This is a genomic window from Gemmatimonas sp., from assembly GCF_041689975.1.
In the GTDB taxonomy this organism is placed as follows: Bacteria; Gemmatimonadota; Gemmatimonadetes; order Gemmatimonadales; family Gemmatimonadaceae; genus Gemmatimonas.
In genome coordinates this window covers 1-25,419 of sequence record NZ_JBDNFF010000197.1, presented here as the reverse complement: position 1 = coordinate 25,419, position 25,419 = coordinate 1, and the positions used below count along the sequence as shown (strand labels likewise).

Sequence of the window (25,419 nt, the reverse complement as noted above, 5' to 3'; positions counted from 1 at the left end):
CGACTCAGCGTACGGCGAGTTTCTGTACGGTGCCGCTCAGCGTCGAGCCGGCCATGTTCACGAAGATCGTGCCATCGGTCACCGACAACTCGACTTTCATCCGCCGATCGAGCTTCTCCGCGATGGCGTCGATCAATGCACGTTCGAGCACGTACAGCTCGATCTGTTCGGCCCGATGGATCTTCTCACCTTCCCACTGCCGCCACAGCTGCGCCGGATCGCGATGCGTGTAGATCACCACCCGTGGCGCAGCCTTGCTGGCCTTGTGCAACCGGGCGGCATCGGGCGCGCCGAGCTCGATCCACACCTTCAGACTACCCGTCAGGTCGCGCACGCTCAGCGGTGGCTCATCCGGATCGGAAATGCCGCGCGAGAACGCGATCCCTTCGCTATACTCGAGACAGTAGGCGAGCAGCCGCGCCACGAAGTACTCCGGCGATTCCGACGGGTGCATCGCCATGCGGAACTCGAGCGACTCGTACACACCACGATCGACGTTGGCGAGCGCCACCTGCAGCGCGTACATGGTGGACGTCAGCGCCATGGGTTGCTCCCTCCGTTCACGTGTGCGCCATCAATCGCGACAGTGCGTCAGCCAGCCGTGCGTGTCATCGACGCGACCGTGGACGATGTCGAGATACTGCGTCTGCATCAACGAGGTCACCGGTCCCGGCTTGCCGGCACCGATCGTAATTCTGTCGATGCTGCGCACCGGCGTGATCTCGGCCGCCGTGCCGGTGAAGAACACTTCGTCGGCCATGTACAACATCTCGCGCGGGATATGCGCCTCACGCACGGGGATACCCGCCTCGCGCGCCAGCGTCATGATCGTGTCACGCGTGATGCCGCCCAGAATCGTGCCGTCGAGCGGCGTGGTCACGATCGTGCCGCCCGACACGAGAAACACGTTCTGACCGGAGCCTTCGCTCACCATGCCGCCCGGGCTCAGCGCGATGCCCTCGGCGTAGCCGTTGGCCATCGCTTCCATCTTGATCAGCTGACCGCTCAGATAGTTGCCGGCGATCTTGGCCATCGCGGGAATCGTGTTCGGCTCCACGCGATGCCACGATGAAATGCAGGCATCCACGCCGTTCTCCAGCGCGCCAGCACCCAGGTACGTGCCCCACGGCCAGCAGGGGAGATACACCTCGACCGGTGCACCTGTGGGCACCATGCCGGCCGAACCGTAGCCGCGCACGACCATCGGACGGAGATAGCACGACTCCAGACCGTTGCGCACTATCAGTTCACGTGACGCGGCGATGAGCTGGTCGATCGTATACGGCACATCCGTGCGGTAGATTTTGCACGACATCAACAGTCGTGTGAGATGCTCGCGCAGCCGGAAGATGGCCGGACCACGCGGCGTGCTGTACGCGCGAATACCCTCGAACGCCGACGAGCCGAACTGCACGGAATGGCTCAGCACGTGAATCGTGGCATCCGCCCACGGGATGAACGCACCATCGCGCCAGATCCACTGGCTCTCGGCAATTTGGCTCATGTCGGAACGATGCGGGAAGAAGAAAGAAGAGGGCTACAGCAGCGAACGCACGGCGCCGCCATCCACCAACACGGCTTGCCCGGTCATGAACCCGGCACGCGCAGAACACACGAAAGCTATCACCGCTGCCAACTCATCGGGGCGTCCGAGTCGGCCGACCGGCGTTTCCGCTGTCCAGCCGTCGAACACCGACTCGCGGCTCTGACCCGTGCGCGTGGACGTGGCACTGGCCAGCGCATCCAGTCGCTCAGTGGCCGTGAATCCGGGAAGCACGGAATTCACCGTGACCCCATCGCCGGCAACTTCATCGGCCAGCGTGCGCAAATACCCGGTGACGGCGGCGCGCAGACTGTTGCTGAGCACCAGCGACCCCTGCGGACGTTTTACGGCCAGTGAGGTAATCGACACCACCCGACCCCACTTGCGCTCGCGCATACCCGGCACGAAGGCGCGTGTGAGTTCGACGACGCTGCGCAACAGCAGCTCGCTGGCTTGGCTCCACGTATCCCAGGAGTGCGACATCGCCGCGCCGGTGGGCGGGCCGCCGGTGTTGGCCACGAGAATGTCGACGCGTCCGTGCGCCGCCATCGTCTGCACAATGACGTCGGCGATGCCGGCTTCCGTGGCCAGGTCCGCCACGATGGCCGTGACCGATCCACCGTGCGCCTCGAGTTTTGCTTTTGCGTTGGCGATCGAGGCGGCATCGCGGGAACAGATCACCAGCGTGCAACCTTCCCGCGCGAACTCCTCTGCTGCGGCGAACGCGATGCCGCGACTCGCACCGCACACCAGCGCGATCTTGCCCTGAATGCCGAGATCCATTAGCGGGGCCCGCGGAGATAGTCGTCGGTCTTGTCGATCCAGTCCTGCCGTGGCGGATTGAAGACATCCACGTCGAGCGTGTCCTCGAGCGCTTCGGCGCGATGCCGCACATGGCTCGGGATCACCAACACATCACCAGCGCCGACATCGGTGTACGTGTCGCCCGGTGCATCGGCATGTTCGCCGATCCAGAAGCGCAGCGTGCCCGACAGCACGTACGTGAACTGTTCGTTGAGGTGATCGTGCGCCGGCACGATGGCACCCTTCTTCAGATACACGTGCGCCAGCATCATCTTCTCGCTGTAAATCAGGCGGCGCCCGATGAGCGGGGTGAGCTGTTCGATGGGAAGTGCATCCCAGTTCTGCTTGCGGACGTCGGACATGACAGGATTGGATGAAAGGGAATACCGCAGCGCGGTCGCGAATCAGCGATTGGCCGCGTACACGGCCTGCTGCGCGAATCGCGGTTCCTGAATTTCACGCACCAGCGCACCCGCCAGTGACGCGCGGGAGAGGCTGCTGCGTACACCGACGGAGAGCTCAGGTCCGATAGCCACAGCGTCGGTGGCCGGATCGTCGGTGAGACGCGGCGGCTTGATCAGCGTCCAGCCGCCCAACTTGCTGCTGCGCACAAGACGTTCCTGCTCGGTGCGATCCTCCATCATGCCATCGTGCGCCGACCGTTGCACGATCTTGCGCATGAGGCGCATTGCCAGCGATACGTTCAACGGTACCCCGCCGGTCATTGCGCCCGTCACCACCAGCAGCCGCTGCTGCGACTGGGTGTGCATAGAGGCGATGATGTTCCTGGTGGCTGCGGTGCAGAAGGGAACGCGCGCATCGTTGTGCGGGCCGAACAGCACGACTACGGCATCGGCCCCGCGCAGCACTTCGCGCACGGCCGTCGGATCATTCAGTGATCCCACCACCACGGTGGACGACGTCGGCACCTGCTCCGAGGGCTTGGCCCGGTAATGCAGTCGCAGCGAAATCCCGGCGTCGGTCGCGCTCGCAATGAAGGCGTGACCTGTCCGCCCGGAGGCGCCGAAAACGGAAACGATCATGAAGTCCTCTGTCGGATGGCGGCGATGCCGCCCGCGGCACCGATGAGAAGTATGCACCACCACCATCCAGACACACAGCCAGCCGCGGCGTTCTGCGGTATCTTCGGGGCGTGCCTGCGTCCTTCATTTCACGAACCCAGTCGTATGACCGTCACCCCTCCGTTTGTCCCGTCGGATATCGAGATTGCCCAGCAGGCGCGTCTGCGCCCGATCACGGCCGTGGCGGCCGATCTCGGGCTTGCCCCGGACGACATCGATCAGTACGGACGCTTTAAGGCCAAGCTGCCGCTCGCGCTGGCCTCGCAGCCCGCCAAGGGACGACTGGTGCTGGTCACGGCCATCAGCCCGACGCCGGCCGGTGAAGGGAAGAGCACGGTCAGCGTGGGCCTCTCACAGGCGTTTCGTCGCCTCGGACACAACGCCGTGCTCTGCATGCGCGAGCCCAGCCTCGGACCGGTATTCGGCGTGAAAGGCGGCGCGGCCGGTGGCGGCTATGCGCAGGTGCTGCCGATGGACGACATCAACTTGCATTTCACCGGTGACTTCCACGCGATCGCCAGTGCGCACAGTCTGCTGTCGGCGATGGTCGACAACCACCTGTATCACGGCAATGCGCTCGGCCTCGACACCAAGCGCATCACGTGGCCGCGCACGATCGACATGAACGACCGCGCGCTGCGCAACGCGATCATCGGTGTCGGTGCCGGCAACGGCGTGATGCGCGAAGAACGCTGGGTGATCATTCCCGCGAGTGAGGTGATGGCGATCATCGCACTCGCGTCCGACACCGAAGACCTCGAGCAGCGACTCGGCAGCATCATCGTGGGCACTACGAGCGGGAAGGATCGCACACCCATACGCGCGCGCGACCTACAGGCCACCGGGGCGATGTCGTTGCTGCTCAAGGATGCATTGCGCCCGAATCTCGTACAGACACTCGAAGGCGGACCGGCCATTCTGCACGCCGGCCCGTTCGGCAACATCGCGCACGGTTGCAACAGCCTCGTGGCCACGCGCACCGGTCTCGCACTGGCCGACATCGTGGTCACCGAAGCCGGCTTCGGCTCCGACCTCGGCGCTGAAAAGTTCTTCGACATCAAGTGTCGAGCCGGCGGACTCAACCCCGAAGCGGCGGTGCTGGTGGCCACGGTGCGTTCGCTCAAGATGCAGGGCGGACTCCCCAAGAATGTTCTCGATCAGGAAGACCTCGGCGCCCTCGAGCGCGGATTGCCGCATCTCGCCCATCACATTGCCAACGTGCGTCAATTCGGTGTGCCGGTCGTGGTTGCGATCAATCGCCGACTGTCCGATACGGACGCTGAACTTGACATGGTCGCGGATTACGCCGCGCAGTACGGTGTGCGCGTCGCGCTCTGCAACGTGTGGGCCGATGGCGGCGCCGGCGGCGAATCGCTGGCGCATGAAGTGCTGGCCCTGCTCGAGTCGCGTTCGGCCGAGTTCCGTCCGCTGTACGACACCGCACGGCCGATCCGCGAGAAGATCGAAACGATTGCCACGAAAGTTTACGGCGCAGCCGGCGTCGACTTCTCACCGGCGGCCGAGAAGTCGATTAGTTGGCTGGAGCAGCACGACATGGGGGCGACCCCCGTATGCATGGCCAAGACGCAGTATTCGCTCACCGACGATGCGACCAGGCTTGGCGTGCCGACGGACTTCCGAGTTACGGTACAGGAGGTGAGCGGATCCGCCGGCGCCGGATTCGTGGTGGCGAAGTGCGGCGACATCATGACGATGCCGGGGCTGTCGAAGTCGCCGGCGGCCGAACGAATGCGACTGCGCCCTGATGGGACGATCGAGGGGCTGTCGTGAACCGCGATTACGTGGACTCGAGGCTGCTGACTTCGCGTATCATGACACCGGAGATGAACCCATACAACTCACTCCAGGCACGGTGTACTTCGGGCGTCCAGTCGTCATCCAAGGTTTGTTCGAGCGCCCACAGCAACGCCGCACCCACCGTCTCGTATTGCGCGATAGTGACGCCGTAGCCCCCGTGCAGACGGGCAAGGGACTGCAGTTCGTCAACGATGTTCGACGGGAAATCGAGCATCTGCACGAGCAAGTCGATCGTCTGCACGAACTTCACCCGCTGCACATGCATCTGCGTACCGTCGAACAATAGTTTTGCCGATGCATCGGTCTCGAACAGTCGCTCGTAGAAGCGCTGCGCGGCGATGAGTCGCAGCGGAAAGAGTCGCATCCAGCTGTCGCGAATCGATCGTTCGGAATCTTTGGTCATGGGACGCGGGGCAAAAGTATCAGTCTTGACCGGGACGAAACGATATATCTCGAGAAAGATACGCTCGGCTCGGTAACCAACGACTGACGTGACCCAAACACATCACGCCGTTTCCTCGGCCTGTACGACCGCCGATCCGCGGTTGACATTCTGAATTGCACGTTTCATGGCCACCAATCCTACGCGTGGTACCCGAACTGAAAACGGCGCTTCTACTTCGAAGCACGGTGCAAGGAGTTCGGCGTCGAACTCCGGGAACAATTGCTGCAGCGCCCCAATAGCGCCGGAGGCCACCCGCACGATGACGTTCACGCTGTCCACGCGCTCGGCCCGTGGCATGGCCACCAGGGCTTGCTGCACGGTGCCGCCGTAGGCTTTCACCAGGCCGCCGGTGCCCAATTTCGTGCCGCCATAGTAGCATGTCACGACGACGGCGGCGAGTTCGCCGACGCCACTGTGCAGCAGCACCGTGAGCATGGGGCGTCGTCGGTGCCGTGATCATCGTCGTGATCAGTCGAGACTCAGCGCGTTCACGCGTACGGACTGTCTACGCCGCCACGCGGGGAACCACCGCCGATCCCGCCACCTTGGCCGCGATGCGGACCGCGACGGACACGGCCGGCCGCACCGCTTTTCTCCCCGCCGGTAGCCGCGCCGCGCGATTCGCTGGCTTTCCTGGCCGGAGCGGCGGGACGGCCACCCGACGGCGCCGCCGGACGCGCACCGCCCGACTGGGCCGTACTGCGACGCTCCACCTTGGCAGCAGCACGCGCACGGTCTTCCGCCTTTTTCTTGCGGATCTCCGCAATGCGCTCGGCCAGCGGGACTTCGAGCTTGGTTTGCGGCTTCGCGCTGTAATCGAAATCGGGTACCGTCACGCGCGGCAACGTCTTCTTGATTGCCCGCTCGATCTGTTTCAGATCTCCTTCTTCCTCGGGCGACACGAAGGTGAACGCCTCACCGGTCGCTTCCGCACGCGCCGTACGACCGACGCGATGGATGTAATCCTCAGCCGCCAAAGGCACGTCGAAGTTCACGACATGGCCGAGCGCTTCTACGTCGATACCACGCGCCGCGATGTCGGTGGCCACCAGTACCTGATACGCCCCATCCTTGAAGCCGGCGAGCGCCTGCGTGCGCTGCGACTGTGAGCGGTTGCCGTGAATACGCTCGGCCTTGATGCCGGCGGTCACGAGCTGCGAGGCCAGGCGGTTGGCGCGGTGCTTCGTGCGGGTAAACACCAGCGCCTGCGGCATGTCGCCGCGCTTGAGCAGTGCGACCAGAAGACCGCTCTTGAGATCCTGTGCCACCGGGTACACGGCCTGCGTGATGCCGACGGCAGGAGCCGCCTGCCGCTGCAGGTTGAGCGTGAACGGATTGGTGAGCAGATCCTTCGTGAGAGCGGCAATGGGCGCGGGCATCGTGGCGCTGAAGAACAGCGTCTGTCGCTTCTTCTGCGGCAAATGACGCAGCACCTTCTTGATCTCGGGCAGGAAGCCCATGTCGAGCATTCGATCGGCTTCGTCGAGCACGAGATACTCGAGATGCTCGAGCTTCGCGTACGGCATGCGGAAGTGATCGAGCAAGCGACCCGGCGTGGCCACGATGACATCGGCGCCGCTACGGAACGCATGTTCCTGCGGCCCCATGCCCACTCCACCAAACACCGCCGCGCCCGTGAGCGGCGTGTGCACCGTGACGTCGTTCAGACTCTCGACGATCTGCGCCGCCAATTCACGCGTGGGCGTGATGACCAGCGCCCTCGTCATCCCGCGCGGCTTCTCCATGATGTGATGGAGAATGGGGAGCAAGAACGCATACGTCTTTCCGCTGCCCGTCATCGCGCAGGCGAGGACGTCACGTCCCTCCAGGGCCGGCGGAATCGCTTCGGCCTGAATCGGGGTGGGACGGGCAAACCCGAGCTCCTTGAGGCCCTTCTGGAGGCTCGGATGCAGCTGCAGCGAGGAAAACGACGGCGTAGCGGTCACAGGGGCTTGGACACGGGGAACACAGACAAGATTGATGAAATATAACTGGCCACGGTGGCGAACGCCTGATTTCCGGCCGGAAGTTGATCGGTGAGGAACGTGTGAAAGCAGAAGGAAGTACCGCGCCGATGCCGGAAACGGCGTATGCCACCCACGCTGACCGATCGGAAACAGCGCTTCCGGTGGCCGTTACACGGTGCTCACCGTCCAACTTCCCCCGCGGAATCCCACGGTTCACCCCGTGGCCGCGATTTCCTCACCCGGATTGATGAACTGGTCCTGCTCCAGCTGATACTGCCGGTTGTACAGGTCACGGTAGCGTCCGCCGACGGCGAGCAGCTCGTGATGCGTGCCGCGCTCTATGATCTGACCGTGCTCGAGTACGAGAATCTGATTGGCGCTCGTAATCGTGCTCAGTCGGTGCGCGATCACGAAGGTGGTGCGGCCAGCGCGCAGGCGGCGCAGTCCTTCCTGAATCAGGTGCTCGCTCTCCGAGTCCAGCGACGAGGTCGCTTCGTCGAGGATGAGCACGCGCGGATCGGCGAGGATCGCGCGGGCGATCGCCACCCGCTGACGCTGGCCGCCGGAGAGCTTCACGCCGCGTTCACCGACGATCGTGTCGTACTGCTGCGGGAAGCCTGAGATGAAGTCGTGCGCGTTGGCGATCTTCGCCACGGCTATCACTTCATCCTTCGTGGCGCCGGGTTTGGTGAAGGCGATGTTCTCCATCACCGTACCATCGAACAGGAAGTTGTCCTGCATGACCACGCCCAGATGACGACGATAGTCGCGCAACTTGAGCTCGGACACCGGCGTGCCGTCCACCTTGATCTGTCCCTGTTGCGGCTGCGCGAACGCCATGATGAGCGAAATCATCGTGCTCTTGCCGCTGCCGCTCGAGCCCACGAGTGCCGTGGTGGTGCCGGCCGGCGCCATGAACGACACGTCCTTGAGCACGGGCGTGCCTTCTTCGTACTCGAAGGACACGTGGTCGAACTCCACGCGTCCCACGACGGACGGCACGGCAATTTTGCCGGCGTCTTCCTGGTCTTCCGTGGGCATGTCGCGGAGTTCACGAATACGATCGAGTCCGGCGAAGGCCTCGGTGATCTGCGTGCCGATACTCGCGATCTGAATGAGCGGCGCCGTCACCAGAACGATGAAGAACACGAAGGTGATCAAGCTGCCGACGGTCATCGTTCCGTTGATCACATCGCGACCACCCACGTACATCGCGATCAATCCGATCACTCCAACCACCGCGAGCCCGAGCGTGCCGGTGAGCGACGTCCCAGTGATCGTTTTGGCGATATTCTCGAAAAGTTTCTGCACACCCTTGCCGAACACTTCCTTCTCGCGCTCTTCGGCCGTGTACACCTTGATCAGCCGGATGCCGCCCAGCGTTTCGGTGAGCCGTCCCGTCACTTCGGCGGTGATCACGCTGCGCTCACGGAAAATCGGCCGGAGGCGCTTGAAGGCGATCGACATGACCACGCCGAAAACCGCGAGAAACACGATGGTCGCGGCGGTGAGTTGCCAGTTGAGATAGAAGAGCACGCCGAGCGCGGCGATTGCACTCACGATGCCACCGGTCAGCTGGATCAACCCGGTACCGATGAGGTTGCGAATGCCTTCCGGATCGTTCATCACGCGAGACACCAGCACCCCGCTCTTCGTGCTGTCGAAGAACTTGACCGGGAGTCGAATCAGGTGCCCCTGCACCTCTTCACGCAGCCGCGCAATGGCCTGCTGCGCCGCTACGCTCACGACCTGCGAGAGCGCGTAGCCGGTGATCGACTGCACGATCGTCGCCGCCAATCCGGCGAGCGCGATATAGCCGAGCATCTGGATATCGCGGTTGGGCAGGACCTCGTCCAGCACCTTTTTCGTAGAGTACGGCAGCACGAACCCCGCCGCGCGGCTGATCAGCATCAGCACCAGTCCGACGGTGACAGAGGTGCGGTGTTCCCAGATCAGTGCGCGGGCCTCGGCCCATGCGCGCTTGGTGTCGTACTTGGGCTTGCCTTGGCGCGGTGGATTCATGCCACGGAAGGTAACTCAGGATTCCGCGGGGGAAGCCGTTTGGAAGTGAACGTGGTCGGGCTACCGGAAGCACCGCTCCGAATGGTCCAGCGATGCCGGCAGTCACCGTTTCCGGCAGCGGAGTGGCACTTCCGCGTGCGTTCACACGTTCCTGACCAAATTGCTTTCCCCTAGGCGTCCCACGGTCGCTTCCGTGGCATATCTTTAACGCTATGTACATCCCCAACAACGAAACCATCGCCAAAGTTGAGGTCCTCGCGGACCTCGAGCAGGACGTCGCAGACCTTACGGTCGCGCATGAAGCCAAGCGCATTCTGTGGTTCCCGTCGGAACTGCTCAATCCTGAGCCGGACACCGACCCTGATGTGTTTGTGAAGCAGCTTCGGGAGCGCGCGAAGGGCATCAGCATGCCGGCCCGCGTCGCCCTCGCGCTCAATACACTCACCGAAGAAGGTCTCCCCCATTTCCACCGGCTGCTGGCCACCTACCTGGGTGGCGATACCTTCTGGGCGAAGTGGACCAATCTGTGGACAGCTGAGGAAGACCGGCACGGGGCCGTGTTGCACGACTACGCGCACGACAGCAAGATCCTCGACAACCCGGTGCTCGAGCGCATGCAGTTCGAGTACCTCAAGGCGGGCTTCGAGCCCACGTGGGACAAGGATCCGTACCGCGTATTCGTGTACACGTCGCTGCAGGAGCGCGCCACCCAGGTGAGTCACGCCAACACGGGCAAGCTGGCCGGCGAGTACGAGCCGCTCATCGGCACCGTGCTTGCCAACGTCGCCAAGGAAGAAGCGCGGCACTACGTGTTCTACCGCGAGATCTTCCTGCGCGTATTAGCGCGTGATCCGAACCGCGCCCTCGAATCGGCTGCGCTGATCATGCCGAGCATTGACATGCCTGGCATCAGCATGCCACACTTTCGCGAGATGGCCGACGTGATCCGCCGCGCCGGCATCTACGGACCGCGTGATTACATGAAGATCGTCGAAGACCTCATCAAGTTCTGGTCGATCGACACACTGGTAGGGCTGAACGAAGCCGGTCGCAAGGCGCAGGAGAAGATCATGGCGATCACCGAGCGTCTCGAGCGCGTGGCCAACATGATGGAGACGCGCAGCCGCGCGAAGACGTTCTCGTTCAACGTGGCATTCGCCCGCGAATTCGCAATGGATTGAAGCACCACGCTCGTAATAGCGGCTAGCGGCTCTCCCGTCAGCCGCTGTTGCGTAGCCCAGCCGCGATCCCGTTGATCGTAATGTGAATGCCGCCCCGCCGACGCTCGTCGTCGGTTCCGGCGCCCGACGCTTGCGCCTCGCGATAGCGACGCAGCAGCTCGATCTGCAGGTGATTGAGTGGGTCCATGTACGGAAAACGATTGGCGATCGATCGCTTCAGCAGCGGGTTCTCCGCCAGCAACTCCGACTGCCCCGTGATCTGTTGCAGCGCGTCGCGTGTGCGATGCCACTCCGCCGAAAGCAGCGCGAACACGCGCTGTCGCAGCTCGACATCCTGCACCAACTCGGCGTAGCGCGACGCCACAGCGAGATCCGACTTGGCCAGTACCATGTCGATGTTCGACAGCAACGTACGAAAGAATGGCCAGTGACGAGCCATGCGTTGCAGCATGGGGAGACCATCTGGCGTATCGGCGAGATACCCCGCGATCGCCGACCCGAAGCCGTACCACCCGGGCAGCATCAGACGACACTGCGCCCAGGAGAAAACCCACGGGATCGCGCGCAGGTCTTCGATGCGCTCGCTGGCGCGTCGCGACGCAGGGCGGCTGCCGATGTTGAGCGTCGCGATCTCTGCCAACGGCGTGGACTCGCGGAAGTACTGCGTAAAGCCCGGTGTGTCGTACACCAATGCGCGATAGGCACGGAAGGCGATCGCCGACAGCCGATCCATCACGGGATGGAAGGCCTGCTCCACACTGTCGGCACGCTCGCCGCGCTGCTCATGATCGGTGAGCGAAGCCTCGAGTGTGGCCGCCACCAGCAGCTCCAGATTTCGCCTGCCCACCTCGGGCGTGGCGTACTTCGACGCAATCACTTCCCCCTGTTCCGTAATGCGGATCTGCCCGCGCACCGCGCCCGCCGGCTGCGCAAGAATCGCCTCGTAGCTCGGACCACCACCACGTCCCACCGAGCCACCTCGCCCGTGAAAAAGTCGCAACTGCACTTCATGCTTCGCGAACACGCGCATGAGCGCCAACTCGGCCTGATACAACTCCCACCCCGATGTCAGGAAGCCACCGTCCTTGTTGCTGTCGGAGTAGCCCAGCATCACTTCCTGCACATCGCCCTGCGACGCGACCAACGCGCGATACACCGGCAGCGTGAACAACGCGTCCATGATGCGGCCGGCGCGCTGGAGGTCGTCGATCGTTTCGAACAGCGGAATGATCTGCATTGCGGTGGTCGGCGATGCACCACCGCTGGCAAGCCCCACTTCCTTGAGCACCAGTGCCACCTCCAGCATGTCCGACACGCCATCGCACTTCGAAATGATGTAGTGCGGAAGCAACGCGTCGCCGAAGCGCTGGCGTAACTCACGCGCGGCGAAGGCAATGGCGAGCTCTCCCTCCACCTCATTGGAGTAGGACAGATGCGGCGAATACAACGGCCGCGTCCCGTTGAGCTCATCGGCCAGTATCCTGATCCGCTCGGCCTCGCTGCGAGCGGCGTAGTCGCCGCACACACCGGCGCGCGCCAGCAGCTCGGCGACCACACGCTCGTGTACCTCGGCGTTCTGACGCAGATCCAGCGGCGCCAGATGAAAGCCGAACAACTCCACCGCGCGCAAAAGCCTACGCAAGCGATCGGCCGTAAGTCGTTCGCCACCGAACTGCCGTAATGAGTCGCTAATAATGACCAGATCGGTGACGAGGTCCACCGACGTCGCGTACGGAGCATCGGTGCCGATCGCCTGACGGATCGGCGCCGGCAATCCCAGCGCCAGCGCGGTGCCCACGAGACGCGAGTAGATGCCGATCAGCGCGCGGCGGTACGGCTCATCGAGTCGTTGCGACGAGGTGTCAGGGGATCGCGCCGCGAGTGTCGCGAGCGCGGCGGTCACAGGCACGAGTCGATCTGACAGCGGCAGGTCGTACCCCAGCTCGTGCACTTCGTCGAGATAGAACTCGATGGTTGCCGACGCCTGCAGGCGGACGGTTTCCCGCAACGTCTCGGCGGTCACGAAAGGATTGCCATCGCGATCACCACCGATCCAGCTGCCCACGCGCATGAACGGCGGCAACGACCACGTGTGACCGGGGAAACGGGCGCGTACGAGGTCTTCAGTATCGCCGTGCAGGCGAGGAAGTTCAGTGAAGAACGTGCTGCGAAAATAGGTGATCCCGTTCTTCACTTCGTCGATCACGCGCAGTCGCTCGCTGCGTACCATGCGCGTGTGCCAGAGCGTGAGCACGACCCGCTTGAGCGTCTCGTCGGCGTCGCGCTGTTCGTCGGGGGTAAGCACATTTCGGTCGCGCCGCTCGAGCACCTCGGCGATCTGCTGGAGCGCGTGCTGCGTACTCTGTCGCTGCACTTCGGTGGGATGCGCCGTCAACACCGGCGACACGAGTGCCGACCCAAAGAACGCTTGGATCCGCGCCGCCGCATCCGGTGTTTCGCGAACGACCGCATCGAGCGAGAATGCAAGACTCCCTTCACGGGGTGGCGAGCCCATGATCTCGTGCTCACGACGACGACGCGAACGGTGCGTGTCCTCGGCGATGTTTGCGAGCTGCAGAAAGTAGGCGAAGGCGCGGACCACCCGGTGCATGTCCTCGGAGGGCAGCGCGTCGAGCAGTCCATGCAGTGTGGCGCGATCGTCGAGGCTTCCCTCGCGCGCAAAACGTACCGCCGTCCGTCGCACCGACTCGACCAGTTGAAAGATCGCGTCGCCCTCCTGCTCGCGCAGCGTGTCGCCCAGGACACGACCCAACAAGCGGATATCGTCGCGGAGCGGGAGGTCCTTCTCGAGGCGGCTGGTCGCGGGAGTCTTTGACATATCGTGCGAATCTACCGTTGGACACCCGAGTCGGCGTGTATGCCGCCCGAATGCCCAACGTCACGCATGGTCGTGCCCTACTTCGTGCTGAAGCGCATACCCACGAGAAAGCGATTCGTGCTGAAGAAGTTGATCCCCTGATGCTCCACGAAGAACTGCGGGCGACGACGGTCGGTATCGCTACCGGCCGTGGTAGTCGCGCGATCGTAGGTCACGCCATACGCTGCGTTCACGCCGAACTCCGAATCCCGGTCACCGCTTGCGGCGAGGAAACCGAGACCCGCACGGAGGTACGGACGATAGCTGCCCGGCGTCTTCAGACGGAGTGCACCGAAGTCGTATTGTGCACCGAGCGCCAACGAGACAGAGGCGTCATTGCCGAGACCGATCGCGAAATCGGGGACCAATCGTAGCGCAGAAATGCCGAACACCGGGCCAAGGTCAAGCTGCGCACCCAAGACCAGTTGACCAAAGCCAGCCACATACGGTGACACCTGCTGAATCCGCATAGCGCTCGCCCCGTTCGACATCGACGTCGACGGAAGCACCACCACCTCCGGTGGTGCCACGCGGGATGGCTCAACACGCAATGGCGTCATCCGCAACTGCATGTCCAGCGCATCGAGACGCGCCCGGAGTACGCGGACTTCTTCGTCCATCACATTGTCACGACGTGCGGTGTCCGGCGTACGCAGCCGCGCTTCGAGACGCTCGATCTGGGAGCGAAGCTCGCGCACCAGCGAATCGTTCGACTGGCGTACCGCAGTGCTGTCCGATAAGCGCCGTGCGTCGGCGGGCGTCACGAGTATCGTGCGCTGCGTACTGTCACCGTAGCGGATGTACAGTTCTCCGACCGTCGGCACCGGTAGCGTGATCATCGTTGGGCGTGTCGGCTGCACCACTGGCACACGCGTCTGTGCGTTCTGTCGCACCACTCGACGTTCCATCACGATCATGGAATCCCGGCCGTCCACGATCGTATCGCGTGCCGCCATCTCGCGGCGCATACGGATCAAGTCAGCGTCGCGGGTCATCATGCGATCATCACGGTCACGCGCCATGCGCTCACGTTCGGCGCGGGCGTCCCGCTCATCACGGCTGGGCATCGACTTTCGTGACCGCCCAAGGTCGAAACCAAGTCCAACCGTATACATGAAGTTGTTGGTGAGCTGGTCGGTGGTGGCGAGGCTGTCGAGAGCCTGGGGACCGCGCACGTAGTCACGCACGGCGACATTGAGCCGGAAGTTGTCCGTGAGACGGAACGCCACGCCGGCACCGGCGATCAACGCCGTTTCCACGTCGCGCGCGCGCCCCTGCGTGTCACGATAGTCTTCACCGAAGTCTAGGCGACCGGCACCCAGCACGATGAACGGCGACGGGCCACGCGAGCGCGTGAAGTTCAACTGTGCTTCGCCGCCGTAGCTCTGCATCGGCTGCTTATCGCGCAGGTTGCCGGAGCGCCCCTGCCAATAGAAAGCGCGCAGTCCCACGAACTGGCCCACATCGATGCCGGTGCGCACGCCCACCAAGCCCTGACGGGGAAACGATTCGTCGTCGAAATCCAGTCGACCGGCGAAGGCTTCGAGCGGCACCGAGCCCACCGACCAGCGCTCCGACCGCTCGTCGTCGTCGGTCTGTTCATCGAGTGCACCACCAATGGCGATGCCCAATCCTGCGCTCGCCGTCCAGTTGCTTCGGGTCACACGGCGCTCAGCCATCGAGTTGCCACCCGTGGTGCTGGCGAACAGCGTGCCCGGCGCTAACCGGAAGCGCGAGTCCTCGAGCATCACCATCGCGCGGATGTTCTTCGTGGCATCGTACTGAATGCCGCCACCGTAGCGGTAATTGATCTGATCCTGGCGATCTACGCTGTCGGCTTCGAAACGCATGACGCCCGCGCCCGCCGAGAGAAACGGTGCAAGGCGCCCCGTGCTCAAACGAAGGGCGAGGTTACCGCCGAAGGTGCTGGCGTCGGTCGTGGTACGAAGCGGTCCGAGCTGCCGGCCGCCGCCCGCGCGCAGGCTGTCACGCGTCACACCGAGCGCGTCGGCGCGATGATAATAGCCGCTGACTGACAGCAGCGATCCGAAGTCCGCGCCGAATCGAGCGCCGTAGAACGGCGCATCCTCGATACCCAGACTCTTGTCCCACCACGTGTACTCGGCCGACGGGGACAAAGTGAAACGTACGCCTTGCGCGGAGGCGGAAGGAACGGCGGCTACACTGGTAACCAGCGCGAGAACAGCAGCAGCCGTACGCGCAGAGCGATGTGTGACGCAAGTCATATAATGCAGCATGGAGTGCAAGTGATGTCCTCTCTTGAAGTGAATGATCCTTCAAAAGAGCTATGCATGTTCCGCGCCTGATTTTGTGTCAGCAGTCCAATTCGAAGCCAGTGAATCGAACTCTACTGTTACTTACGAAGGCCCTGTACAACCTGGTCGGGATAGTCACCGAATAGCCCATCCACACCTAGTCGTACCAGCTCGCGGACCTCGGCGAGCGGGTCACCGCCGTAACGCTTGGCGAGAAACACCGGCTCCGGGCGAAGCGTCCACGCATGCACGTGCAGACCTGCGGCGTGCGCATCGACGATCAGCGACGTCGGCACGGCCGAAGAATCGCCGCCAACGATCTGACGCGTGTTCGCGCCGATGCCGTAGGCATAGGTGGCGATGTCGCGAAGCGCCGCCGGGGTGACCTGCGACGCTGACGACACGAGCTGAATCAGGCGGATACGCGTTTGCTTGGCGAGCGTGCGCAGATTGCCGGTCTCGAAGCTCTGAATGAACACCGGCGCGTTGGCGCGGTCGAGCCCGCGCGCACGCAGGGCATGCATCATCGGTACTTCGATCGGTAGTCCGATGCTGCGGAAATAGGTGGGATGTTTGGTTTCCGGATACACCCCGACAACGCGCCCGGTCGCACGCGTCAACGAGTCGGCCAAGGCCAGCACGTCGTCGAACGTCGGAATCAGAAACTGCCCGTCGTACGCATGTGACCGGAACGCCAGGCGCTCCCTGGCCCGGAGCGTGCGCAGTTCGGCCAGCGTGAAGTCTTCGGTGAACCATCCGCTGATGGTGTCGCCGTCGACCACTTTGCGTGTCTTTCGCGAAGCGAACTTTCCGGCCACGTCCGTGGTGCCGCCGATCTCGTTCTCATGACGCGCCACCAGCACGCCGTCCTTCGTGCTCACGAGGTCGGGTTCGATGAAATCGGCCCCCATCTGCACCGCGATCGCGTAGCCCTCGAGGGTGTGCTCGGGGCGGTGACCGCTGGCACCACGATGCGCGATGACGAGCGGGGTGGACGTGGGGACTACCACAAGGGGCGCTACTGGGGGCACTACCGGCGTCGCCCTCGTCGTGGGAGTCGTGACGCAGGCGGCGAGGAGCGGCGAAACGACCAACCGGCAGAAGGACCAATATCGAGTACGCATGCCGCGAGGTTAACGCACCGGCGGGGGGCAACGATAGCCAATTCGGCGTCCCGTGATCAAGTTGAGACATTATGCGCTCGCCCTGAGCCACGCGCTTCTCTTTACGTCGAGACCCTCTCAATGGTTCGCACCGCCCCTGAAGCCTTGCTGACCGCGATCCGCTCGAAGGACCGCGATGCGATCACGGCGCTGCTGGACGACGATCCGTCACTGGTCACGTCGCGTGCGGCGGGCGGCGAGTCGCTGGTCCTGCACGCCTGTTATACGGGCGCAGCGGAGCTGGCCGACCTGTTGCACCCCGGCCGACCGATCGACGCCTGCGAAGCCGCCGCGCTCGGCGACGTGAACGCGCTACGCACGGCCATCGAGAACGACGATGACTCTCGCGTGCTCCGCAGCAGCGATGGCTGGACACCACTACATCTCGCGGCCTTCTTCGGTCACGACGACGCGGTCACCTTGCTGATCGATCATGGCGCGCCGCTCGACGCGCACTCCACCAATGCGCTCCGCAATTCGCCGCTCCACGCCGCGCTGGCTGGCGCCACGCTGCCACTGTTGGTGCGTCGGCTCGTGTTTGCCGGTGCCGACGTGACAGCGCGCGATGCGCACGGCAATACCCCAGTGCATTTGGCGGCGTCGCGCGGCAACGACGCGCTGTGCGATCTCTTTCTCGCCCGTGGGGCTAATGCGCATGCGCTTTCCGACGACAAATCGACGCCGGCCATGCTGGCATTCGCGCGCGGATTCCCCGACCTCGGCACAAAGCTCGCGGCCGCTGATACCGCGTCGGTCGAGAAACACACCGGAACAGGGCTCCGATATGACCGCTGAAGTGTGACGGAAACTGCAAACCGGCGGCTCATGGCGTGTGATCTTCTACCGGTGACGTGCACGTTGCGAGTCGCCACCTCTTGCCGACCTGACCGCAGGTGACCTGCACTGCTGGTTCCCCGCCGACCATATTGCTTGAAAGGTGCGCGCGGCGCTTCGTCAGTTGGGAATCATTGACCGCCCGTCGGTAGGCAACGCCACGGTGTTTCACGTCGAGCCGTCGCAGAGCGAGTCGGTGGCCGAGGCGCTCGGCGACGCTCTCTCCACCTTGGAACAGGACGACACGCGAGCCCTCTTCTGTTTCCCGGACGTGGCGCTGACGCCGAACTACCTCGCGCGGGTGGAACCGCTCTCGCGCGTGATCATCCGGGCGCGGAGTGGAGGGCTGCTCGTCGCGATCGACGACGCCGGTATCGAGCGCAGTCAGGTCGTCTTCGAGATCGTCGAGACGGAGCGCACGCACGCTCCCAAGCACCTGCGAAACATTCTCGATTATTATCGCGGCGCCGGCTTCAGAATCGCCCTCGACAACGTCGGCTCGGGCTACTCGTCATTGAATCTGATTCACCTGCTTCGACCCGATATCGTGAAGCTCGACATGGAGCTTGTGCGTGATGTCGATCAGGATCCGTACAGAGCGCGCATCGCGGCCAATCTGCTGGACATCGCGAACACCCTCGGCATCGACGCCCTTGCTGAAGGCATCGAGACCGAGGGTGAGTTGGCGTGGGTGCAGCAGCATGGCGCCAAATACGTGCAGGGATTTCTGATTGCACGACCAGCACCGATACCGCTCACCGCTATTCCGCTGCGGTCGCCGGTACACGTAGCGACTTCGACCAACGACCGCTTTCCGCCAACGCGAGCGGCAACCTACTTGTCGTTGCGCTCGCCTGGTTCGTCGTTGAGCCCGAAGAATCCGCCGCCGCCCTCGCCGCCACTTACGCGCTCGATGCGCAACAGCTTCGAGTCCGACACGCCACCCACGATGATGGTGACCTTGTAGTCGCCCGTCGCCGCGAGCGCGTTCTGCCCGCCGCGGCCGCCACGACCACCGCCGCCGCCCGGAAAGATCCCGATGGCCGCAAAGTCATCACCCAAAGCGTCGCGCAGAGGACCAAATACGGCCTGAAGCCCTGCCGGACCGGCCGGAGCTTCGGTCGCCGCACCTTCGCCGCCACCTGTTGCACCAGCGGCCGCCCCACGACCACCCGCCTGTGCGGCAAAGCTTGGCAGCGCGCGCGTCTCACCCGGACGATCCTGGAAGCCGCCGCCGCCCCGGCCACCGCCACCACCGCCACCGCCACCAAACGCGCCGCCCAACATCGCGGCCATCTGCGGCGGCTGCTGACCGGTCTGCACCGTCGTGCGGATCATGGCCAGCATCGGGGCCGGCACGGCACCCGCCTTCTCGAGTGAATCGAGCGCCCGCATCACCCGACGTGACGTGTTCACGCTGTCACGCAACTGGGCCGGCGTGAGCGCGATCCGCGTTGGGGCCGGACGCTGCGCGCGCATGTCCCACACCACGTTGTGCAGACCGGCCTGTCCCGGACCCGTCAGCGAGCGGATCGTGTCGCCGCTCGCGTCCTGCACGATCATACGCACCTGACCACCGGCGTTCTCCGACAGCCGGTACCACATCGACGCGCCGTACACCGGGCTCGGTCCTTGGAACACACCCTGCCCCACGTTCCCGCCGTTGATCGTCTGCTCGCCCCACTGGAACGCCGTACGCGGCGCGAACAGCGTGGCCTTGGCCGCCATCACGGCGGGTGTCATCTGCTGCAGCGGCGTGATATCGGCGATCCAGATCGAACGTCCGTGCGTGCCTGCAATGAGCTCGCCGTCGCGCGGATGAATGAGCAGATCGTGCACCGGCGTGGTACCGAGCCCACTCATGAAACGCTGCCACGACTGACCGCGATCAATCGACACATACGCGCCGACGTCCGTTCCCACGAAGAGCAAATTCTGATTCTTCGTGTCTTCACGGATCACGTGCACGAAGTCCGTCTGACCCTTCGGAAGGTTGTTCACGATCGACGTGAATGTGCGACCGAAGTTCGTGGTCACGAACACGTACGGCGTGTAATCGTCGTTGCGGTGATTGTCGAACGTGACGTAGAACGTGGCGCTGTCGAAATGCGATGGCTCGATGCGCGACACGTAACTTCCCGCAGGCACGCCCGTGAAGTTCTTCGTCACTTCTTCCCACTGCGCGCCATCATTGCGCGTGAGCCACACGCGACCGTCGTCGGTACCGGCGTACAGCATCCCCGGACGGACAGACGATTCGTTCAGTGACACCACCGTGCCGAACGTCTCGGCGCCGGTGATATCTGGTGTGATGCCACCCGTCGTCTTGAGCGCCACGAACAGCTTGGCTGAGTCGGCATACGAGAGCTCACCCGAAATGGGGAACATGTCATCGCCGTACTTCACGCTCTTGAGCACCCGGTTTGCGCCGAAGTACAGCGTAGCCGGATTATGGTGCGAGATGATGTACGGCGTGTTCCAGTTCCAGCGCAGCGCGTAGGCCACCGAGTCGGTGCGCTGACGCGCGCGATAGGCCGCCATCTGCTTCTTCTGCGCGGTCGTGGCCGACTTCGTGGTGTCGGGCCACACGGCGTAGATGGAATCGTTCCACTGGAGGTAGCCCCCGTCACGCCACGTCGGCTTTCGTAGTCCCGTGCGCTCACCCGTGGCGAAATTCAGGCGACCCATGCTTCCACCCTGCGATTCCGAGTACATGATGTCGGTGTTCGTCTGATCCTGTTGCGTCACGAAGCCGTCACCACCGCCTACGTTGTGCCACATGGCGTTGGTGATCGGACCCTGCTTGCGACGGCTCGGGCCACACCACGATCCGTTGTCCTGCAACCCACCGCACACGCGGTAGGGCACGCCCATGTCGGCCGAGATATTGTAGAACTGACCGAGCGCAATGGAGTTCGGGAAGGACCAGTTGCCACCACGATCGTTCGACACGCCGACACCACCGTCATTACCGGCGATGATGCGCTGCGGATCGACGGGATCGATCCACATGGCGTGATGATCCACGTGAATACCTTCGGTCGTGCTACCGGCCGTCTTGCCACCATCGCTGGAATACTTCACCGGCGTGGACGACCAGTACACGCGATTCGCATCCTTGGGATCGACGCGCACCTGCGAGTAGTAGAACGGACGCGTGTTCTCCGGGCTCATGTAAGCCCACGTCTTGCCTCCGTCTTCGGAGCGATACAACCCACTTGGCCGCTTCTGCGGCGCGACCTTGGCGTCCTTCTTGAGATTCGGTGCCGTATCGGCTTCCACCATCGTGTACATCACGTCGGGATTCGAGCGCGCGATGGCGATCTCGATGCGACCCTTCGTGATAGCGGGGAATCCACCACCCTTCACTTCGGCAAACGTCTCACCACCGTCGGTGCTCTTCCAGAGTGCCGAGCCGGTGCCGCCCGACTTGAGGAAGTACGGACCGCGTACGCGCTCGTAGCTCGACGCCCACAGAATGTTCGGATTGCGGGGGTCCAGCTGCACATCCACGAAGCCCGTCTTCTCGTCGATGAACTTGACCAAACGCCAGGTCTTCCCGCCGTCGGTGGTCTTGTAGAGACCGCGTTCCTTGTTCGGTCCCCACGGGTGGCCGAGCGCGGCGACCCACACTGTGTTCGGATCGGTGGGGTGCACCTGGATGCGACCGATGGTACGCGTCTCCGCGAGTCCGAGGAACGTCCACGACTTGCCGCCGTCGGCTGACTTGTAAATACCGCCCCCCGGGGAGATCGAGTTGCGCGAATTCGGCTCGCCGGTGCCCCAGTAGATCACGTTGGTGTCCGACGGGGCGATCGCCAGGTCACTTCCGGACGACACGCGGGCCGTGTCCATCACCGCCTTGAAGGTCGTGCCGTTGTTCGTGGTCTTCCAGAGACCGCCGCCAGCGGTGGAGACGTAGAACGTTTTCGACGGCGACGCGATGCCCTCGATGTCGACGACACGCCCCATCATGTTGGCGGGGCCGATGTTGCGCCAACGCAGGGCGTTGATCACGGCATCGTCAACGGACGCCTTGGACGGCACAGCCATCTGTGCCGCCAGCGGACTGGCCATCAGGCCGGACAAGCCGGCACCGAGGGCGAGGACGCGAATATTTCGCATGAGCGAGAGGTGCATAGGTGGACCGACACGGCCCGGGAAATCACGGGCGGGACCAACTATGTGCTACGCCTTGGTGACCCGCAATGTTGTCGCGACGGGGGATCGGCGGATGGCGGTAGCTACTGCGAGCCAATCCTGATGTGATCTTACCCTGGGTAACCATCTTCGGCTGCGCGTTCAATCGGCTTATCCGTGTGGTTACCGTGCAATCGGTTTCATCCGTGTTCCGGCCGTTGCGATCGTGCCGAGCCGCCAACGATCGTGTGACCGGTGGATCGAGAACAGCGGGAACACGGATTTCGCGGATCACACGGTAACAGCACGGATCTGCCGTGGCTTGTGGCCGCAGGTCACTTGGGCAGCGTGCGCAGCGCGGCAGTGCGCTCGAGTTCCACCACGCGGGTGGCGAAGGTGAAGCGGGTGATCACCTGATTGATCGCGGCCGACGTGAAGGCCGTGCGTGCACTCAGAAACTCCACGGGCGTGGCGAGGCCTTCAGCGAAGTGGCGCTGCACCAGCGAGAAGGCGCGTTGTGCGCTCGCCACACGATCGCTGGCGGTAACGAGTGTACTCCGCGCCGACAGCACGGCGTCGTATGCGTTACCGACCTGCATCGTGATCGCGCGCTCGGCCTCGCGGCGACGATAATCGGCTTTCTCGTCTGTTCTCGACGCGCCGCGTCCTGTCCACTGTTGAAGGCATTCCACGACAGCACGAGCGAGGCGAGACCGACGTCGCTTCGCGTGTCGAAGCGATAGCGGTCACCCTGCACGCTGTAGCTCGCGGCGAGCGCGACGTTGGGCAGATAGGCGGAGGTGGCGATGCGTTTTTTTGCGCGCGCGAGAGACCGCTGCCCGCCTGTGCCAACTCTTCACGATGCGTGAGCGCATGAGCGAGCAGTGTACTGAGTAACAGCGAGTCGACGCGCAGCAACACGTCGGGCGTGGCCTGTCCGGCGCCGATGAGGCGTTCGCTCACGCGCACGTTTTCGTCGAGCAACGGCAGCGTGGTCTCGAGGGTCTCGACCGCGCGTACGGTGCTGGCGTAGCCCAGCCATGCCTGCTGGATGTCGGCGGCAAGCTGGCGCATGGCGGCCTTGCGGGTGGCGCCCACGAGGTCGCGCTGGGCCCGCGCCGCAGTGCGCGCGCCGAACAGGGCGTCGTTGAAGAGCGGTTGGAGGAGTTCGAGCTTGGTCTCCTGACGGAACGGGAGTGTCGCGTTCAGATCCGTCGGGAAGCGCGATTGCCCGATGAGCTGATTGAGCGCCGCGTAGGCCGGGTTGATGAAGTCGCCGATGTTGACGACACCGCTGAACTCCGAGTAGCGCGCGTTCAGGCCGACGCTGGGCAGGAATCGTCCATGGCCTCACGCACGCCGGCATTGGCGCGGCTTAGTGCCGCTGACTGCTGCGCGATAGTGAGATTGGCGGCGAGCGCTTCAGCGACGTAGCCGTCGAGGAGCTGGCGGGCGCTTGTCGGCACTTGGGCGTTGACGACCGCGGAGGCGCCGACCGTAAGCACCACCACCACGGCGGCGGCCCTGAGCAGCGAGTTCACAGTCTTGAACGGAGGCAGTAGGTTAAACATTGCTAGTTGATAGAACAATGTTAAGTACAGGAGCCAAAAGAAGGACGCCGAAGCGTCCTGTGGAGCTAACTACCTGACGGATTTCCGTCAGATAGAGTTTCGCAGACTTCCGCGGATCATGGCGTCACACATGGTGCGCACGGTTTCGCGGGGGTCACGGAAGACGATGTGCGGGTGGTCGCAGTGGGTGAACCAGAGCGAGATGATACCGTGAATACCGCCCCAGACCATCTGGGCGAGCTCGGGGGCGTCGCTGAGTTCAGGGCGATAGACGCCTTTCTCGATCCCTTCGGTGACGGTTTGGAGCAGGAATCCGTAGGCGTCCTCGTCGGGCGACGTGACGACCTTTCCGTTCGCGTCCAGCATCGGGTGCTTTAATGATGTCATGAACATGAAGCGATACTGGCTCGGATTATCGAGCGCGAAGTCAGTATACGCCAAACCCATCCGGCGTAGCCGCTCGACCGGATCCTCGATCCGGCCAATCTTGTACATTGCCTGTCCCAGCGACGAGAAGTCGGCCATACACAGCTCCACGATCAGGGCATCCTTGTCCCGGAAGTGGTGATAAATCGCTGTAGGCGTGTAGCCGATCTTGGCGGCGATTGCTCGCATGGTCGTCGCCTCCACTCCATCCGATACGAACAGCTCCCGCGCCGCGTCCAGGATGGCTTGGCGCGTTTCAGCCTTTTGCCGTTCCCGGCGGGCCAATGAGGCGGTGCGAATGGCGGACGTGGTCATCGACGGAAAGGTGAGAGGTTCACTTAACGCTGTCAAGTGATCGTGACGTGTCCGGCGTCACAGAACGGAACGCCGAATATGGCAAAACTCAGCGAACCCAGCAGCGCAATTCCAAAATCGGTGTAGCATTCACGGGTCTACGATGCTGATCTCTTTATTCACACTAGTCTCTTCTCGCGCCTTTCGTGACCGCCTCACCGCAGCGGCGGTTTTGGTGGTGTGCGGTATCGGTGCACCGTGGCACGCACTTGCCGCACAAACGCGCATCGCGACCGCCCGGTTGCAGGCCCCAGCCGGCGCGTGGTCACTACCCGATCCTGAGTCGCTGGTCTCCCGAGCGATCGTGCGGATCATCACACAGGATCGCCCGGCCGGCATCCCGATCGCCGAGTACAGCGCCAAACGGTTCGGTCGTGCGGCCAGCAGTGAAGCGGTACGTCAGTACAACGGACAATCACTAGCCCCGATCGCGTTCGCCCCGATCGCCCAATGGACGGACACGCGCGCCCTCGATGTCGAACCCTGCACCACCGTCGGCGGCCTGGGATGCGCGACCCCGACGGGCGTGTGGGTTGCTATCACCCGCATCGAGCGCGGTGAACTGCCGCACGAGATCAATCTCTCGTACACCACCCAGTTCACCGCCGCCCCGGCGCTCGAAGGACAGGCCCCGCAAACGCAGCGCTATACATTCTGCGAACGTTGGCTCCGCGTGGGCAGTGCGTGGAAGTACGACGGCTTCGTAAAGATGGTGTCGCAGTAGCACTGCGGGCGCGACGGAACCAGGCGCCTCATCCGTAAATAGTCCTGGCAACAGCAACGGCCGGAACACCGATATAGCGGATCGTACAGAATGGCACGGATAAGCAACAGCCGCGATGCAACGATTTCGAACATCGCTGTTTGCTTATCTGTGCGGTTCCGCGAAATCCGCCGGTTCCGTGTTCCAGCCGT

Annotated in this window: 20 protein-coding genes and 3 pseudogenes; 5 read left to right on the top strand and 18 right to left on the bottom strand. The window is 63.5% G+C overall.

All coding sequences use genetic code 11. The features are described from left to right. Window positions 1-4 precede the first annotated feature (4 nt). From ACESNG_RS12465 to ACESNG_RS12445, 5 genes are read right to left on the bottom strand one after another with little or no spacing between them, the layout of a single operon-like run. Entirely contained in the window at window positions 5-544 is a 540-nt protein-coding gene (locus tag ACESNG_RS12465) for a YaeQ family protein (RefSeq protein ID WP_373061850.1), read from the bottom strand. Between the two features lie 30 nt (window positions 545-574). Continuing rightward, the gene (locus ACESNG_RS12460) at window positions 575-1,504 is read right to left on the bottom strand and encodes a branched-chain amino acid transaminase (RefSeq protein ID WP_373061852.1); all 930 of its coding nucleotides are present in this window, start codon (window positions 1,502-1,504) and stop codon (window positions 575-577) included. A gap of 33 nt (window positions 1,505-1,537) precedes the next feature. Then, window positions 1,538-2,326: an SDR family oxidoreductase gene (locus ACESNG_RS12455; RefSeq protein WP_373061854.1), complete on the bottom strand. Its 789-nt coding sequence runs from the start codon at window positions 2,324-2,326 to the stop codon at window positions 1,538-1,540. Then, complete coding sequence (locus ACESNG_RS12450; protein WP_373061856.1) at window positions 2,326-2,709, bottom strand: cupin domain-containing protein; 384 nt, start codon at window positions 2,707-2,709, stop codon at window positions 2,326-2,328. Before ACESNG_RS12450 ends, ACESNG_RS12455 begins: the two co-directional genes overlap by 1 nt. 42 nt (window positions 2,710-2,751) lie before the next feature. Continuing rightward, a complete protein-coding gene (locus ACESNG_RS12445; protein ID WP_373061858.1) occupies window positions 2,752-3,390 on the bottom strand; it encodes an NAD(P)-dependent oxidoreductase in 639 nt (212 codons plus the stop codon). Between the two features lie 144 nt (window positions 3,391-3,534). Between ACESNG_RS12445 and ACESNG_RS12440 the strand changes: the two genes are divergently transcribed. Continuing rightward, window positions 3,535-5,220 (top strand): formate--tetrahydrofolate ligase, encoded by a 1,686-nt coding sequence (locus tag ACESNG_RS12440; protein WP_373061860.1) that lies wholly within the window; start codon window positions 3,535-3,537, stop codon window positions 5,218-5,220. A 7-nt stretch (window positions 5,221-5,227) separates the two neighbouring features. Here ACESNG_RS12440 and ACESNG_RS12435 read toward each other — a convergent pair whose 3' ends face one another. From ACESNG_RS12435 to ACESNG_RS12420, 4 genes are all read right to left on the bottom strand, one after another. Continuing rightward, entirely contained in the window at window positions 5,228-5,650 is a 423-nt protein-coding gene (locus ACESNG_RS12435) for a globin domain-containing protein (protein ID WP_373061862.1), read from the bottom strand. Window positions 5,651-5,752: 102 nt separating this feature from the next. Further along, window positions 5,753-6,127, bottom strand: coding sequence for a YigZ family protein (locus ACESNG_RS12430; RefSeq protein WP_373069215.1), 375 nt, complete (start codon window positions 6,125-6,127; stop codon window positions 5,753-5,755). Between the two features lie 53 nt (window positions 6,128-6,180). Then, entirely contained in the window at window positions 6,181-7,638 is a 1,458-nt protein-coding gene (locus ACESNG_RS12425; RefSeq protein WP_373061866.1) for a DEAD/DEAH box helicase, read from the bottom strand. 234 nt (window positions 7,639-7,872) lie between these two features. Beyond that, window positions 7,873-9,681, bottom strand: a complete 1,809-nt coding sequence (locus ACESNG_RS12420) for an ABC transporter ATP-binding protein (protein WP_373061868.1) — start codon at window positions 9,679-9,681, stop codon at window positions 7,873-7,875. 212 nt (window positions 9,682-9,893) lie between these two features. On the opposite strand from ACESNG_RS12420, the gene ACESNG_RS12415 reads away from it, so the two are divergent. Next, a complete protein-coding gene (locus ACESNG_RS12415; RefSeq protein WP_373061870.1) occupies window positions 9,894-10,862 on the top strand; it encodes an acyl-ACP desaturase in 969 nt (322 codons plus the stop codon). 37 nt (window positions 10,863-10,899) lie between these two features. Here the strand turns inward: ACESNG_RS12415 and ppc are convergent, their stop codons facing one another. The 3 genes from ppc to ACESNG_RS12400 all read right to left on the bottom strand — a co-directional run bounded on the left by ppc (window position 10,900) and on the right by ACESNG_RS12400 (window position 17,140). Next, window positions 10,900-13,701 (bottom strand): phosphoenolpyruvate carboxylase, encoded by a 2,802-nt coding sequence (ppc, locus tag ACESNG_RS12410; protein WP_373061872.1) that lies wholly within the window; start codon window positions 13,699-13,701, stop codon window positions 10,900-10,902. Between the two features lie 77 nt (window positions 13,702-13,778). After that, window positions 13,779-15,986, bottom strand: coding sequence for an outer membrane beta-barrel protein (locus ACESNG_RS12405; RefSeq protein WP_373069213.1), 2,208 nt, complete (start codon window positions 15,984-15,986; stop codon window positions 13,779-13,781). 128 nt (window positions 15,987-16,114) lie between these two features. After that, window positions 16,115-17,140, bottom strand: a complete 1,026-nt coding sequence (locus ACESNG_RS12400) for a glycerophosphodiester phosphodiesterase (protein ID WP_373061876.1) — start codon at window positions 17,138-17,140, stop codon at window positions 16,115-16,117. A gap of 120 nt (window positions 17,141-17,260) precedes the next feature. On the opposite strand from ACESNG_RS12400, the gene ACESNG_RS12395 reads away from it, so the two are divergent. Continuing rightward, a complete protein-coding gene (locus ACESNG_RS12395; protein ID WP_373061878.1) occupies window positions 17,261-17,974 on the top strand; it encodes an ankyrin repeat domain-containing protein in 714 nt (237 codons plus the stop codon). A gap of 142 nt (window positions 17,975-18,116) precedes the next feature. Then, window positions 18,117-18,743 (top strand): annotated as a pseudogene (locus tag ACESNG_RS12390) (EAL domain-containing protein); the annotation flags it as partial. Window positions 18,744-18,847: 104 nt separating this feature from the next. Here the strand turns inward: ACESNG_RS12390 and ACESNG_RS12385 are convergent. From ACESNG_RS12385 to ACESNG_RS12360, 6 genes and pseudogenes are all read right to left on the bottom strand, one after another. Then, window positions 18,848-22,138 (bottom strand): WD40/YVTN/BNR-like repeat-containing protein, encoded by a 3,291-nt coding sequence (locus ACESNG_RS12385; RefSeq protein WP_373061880.1) that lies wholly within the window; start codon window positions 22,136-22,138, stop codon window positions 18,848-18,850. 350 nt (window positions 22,139-22,488) lie between these two features. Further along, on the bottom strand, window positions 22,489-22,845 hold the full coding sequence (locus ACESNG_RS12380; RefSeq protein WP_373061882.1) for a TolC family protein: 357 nt from the start codon (window positions 22,843-22,845) through the stop codon (window positions 22,489-22,491). A gap of 14 nt (window positions 22,846-22,859) precedes the next feature. Continuing rightward, window positions 22,860-22,943, bottom strand: a pseudogene (locus ACESNG_RS12375) (hypothetical protein); the annotation flags it as partial. Between the two features lie 146 nt (window positions 22,944-23,089). Next, window positions 23,090-23,434 (bottom strand): annotated as a pseudogene (locus ACESNG_RS12370) (TolC family protein); the annotation flags it as partial. Window positions 23,435-23,469: 35 nt separating this feature from the next. Then, complete coding sequence (locus ACESNG_RS12365) at window positions 23,470-23,724, bottom strand: hypothetical protein (protein WP_373061884.1); 255 nt, start codon at window positions 23,722-23,724, stop codon at window positions 23,470-23,472. Between the two features lie 87 nt (window positions 23,725-23,811). Next, the gene (locus ACESNG_RS12360; protein WP_373061886.1) at window positions 23,812-24,465 is read right to left on the bottom strand and encodes a TetR/AcrR family transcriptional regulator; all 654 of its coding nucleotides are present in this window, start codon (window positions 24,463-24,465) and stop codon (window positions 23,812-23,814) included. 142 nt (window positions 24,466-24,607) lie between these two features. Between ACESNG_RS12360 and ACESNG_RS12355 the strand changes: the two genes are divergently transcribed. Continuing rightward, a complete protein-coding gene (locus ACESNG_RS12355) occupies window positions 24,608-25,228 on the top strand; it encodes a hypothetical protein (protein WP_373061888.1) in 621 nt (206 codons plus the stop codon). Window positions 25,229-25,419 lie beyond the last annotated feature (191 nt).

What these genes read in the sequence shown, in the direction of transcription:
- ACESNG_RS12360 (WP_373061886.1), bottom strand. Translation starts at nt 24,465, where the DNA reads ATGACCACGTCCGCCATTCGCACCGCCTCATTGGCCCGCCGGGAACGG.
- ACESNG_RS12415 (WP_373061870.1), top strand. Translation starts at nt 9,894, where the DNA reads ATGTACATCCCCAACAACGAAACCATCGCCAAAGTTGAGGTCCTCGCG.
- ACESNG_RS12430 (WP_373069215.1), bottom strand. Translation starts at nt 6,127, where the DNA reads ATGCTCACGGTGCTGCTGCACAGTGGCGTCGGCGAACTCGCCGCCGTC.
- ACESNG_RS12355 (WP_373061888.1), top strand. Translation starts at nt 24,608, where the DNA reads ATGCTGATCTCTTTATTCACACTAGTCTCTTCTCGCGCCTTTCGTGAC.
- ACESNG_RS12365 (WP_373061884.1), bottom strand. Translation starts at nt 23,724, where the DNA reads ATGTTTAACCTACTGCCTCCGTTCAAGACTGTGAACTCGCTGCTCAGG.
- ACESNG_RS12445 (WP_373061858.1), bottom strand. Translation starts at nt 3,390, where the DNA reads ATGATCGTTTCCGTTTTCGGCGCCTCCGGGCGGACAGGTCACGCCTTC.
- ACESNG_RS12385 (WP_373061880.1), bottom strand. Translation starts at nt 22,138, where the DNA reads ATGCGAAATATTCGCGTCCTCGCCCTCGGTGCCGGCTTGTCCGGCCTG.
- ACESNG_RS12440 (WP_373061860.1), top strand. Translation starts at nt 3,535, where the DNA reads ATGACCGTCACCCCTCCGTTTGTCCCGTCGGATATCGAGATTGCCCAG.
- ACESNG_RS12460 (WP_373061852.1), bottom strand. Translation starts at nt 1,504, where the DNA reads ATGAGCCAAATTGCCGAGAGCCAGTGGATCTGGCGCGATGGTGCGTTC.
- ACESNG_RS12400 (WP_373061876.1), bottom strand. Translation starts at nt 17,140, where the DNA reads ATGCGTACTCGATATTGGTCCTTCTGCCGGTTGGTCGTTTCGCCGCTC.
- ACESNG_RS12455 (WP_373061854.1), bottom strand. Translation starts at nt 2,326, where the DNA reads ATGGATCTCGGCATTCAGGGCAAGATCGCGCTGGTGTGCGGTGCGAGT.
- ppc (WP_373061872.1), bottom strand. Translation starts at nt 13,701, where the DNA reads ATGTCAAAGACTCCCGCGACCAGCCGCCTCGAGAAGGACCTCCCGCTC.
- ACESNG_RS12450 (WP_373061856.1), bottom strand. Translation starts at nt 2,709, where the DNA reads ATGTCCGACGTCCGCAAGCAGAACTGGGATGCACTTCCCATCGAACAG.
- ACESNG_RS12420 (WP_373061868.1), bottom strand. Translation starts at nt 9,681, where the DNA reads ATGAATCCACCGCGCCAAGGCAAGCCCAAGTACGACACCAAGCGCGCA.
- ACESNG_RS12405 (WP_373069213.1), bottom strand. Translation starts at nt 15,986, where the DNA reads ATGACTTGCGTCACACATCGCTCTGCGCGTACGGCTGCTGCTGTTCTC.
- ACESNG_RS12395 (WP_373061878.1), top strand. Translation starts at nt 17,261, where the DNA reads ATGGTTCGCACCGCCCCTGAAGCCTTGCTGACCGCGATCCGCTCGAAG.
- ACESNG_RS12465 (WP_373061850.1), bottom strand. Translation starts at nt 544, where the DNA reads ATGGCGCTGACGTCCACCATGTACGCGCTGCAGGTGGCGCTCGCCAAC.
- ACESNG_RS12435 (WP_373061862.1), bottom strand. Translation starts at nt 5,650, where the DNA reads ATGACCAAAGATTCCGAACGATCGATTCGCGACAGCTGGATGCGACTC.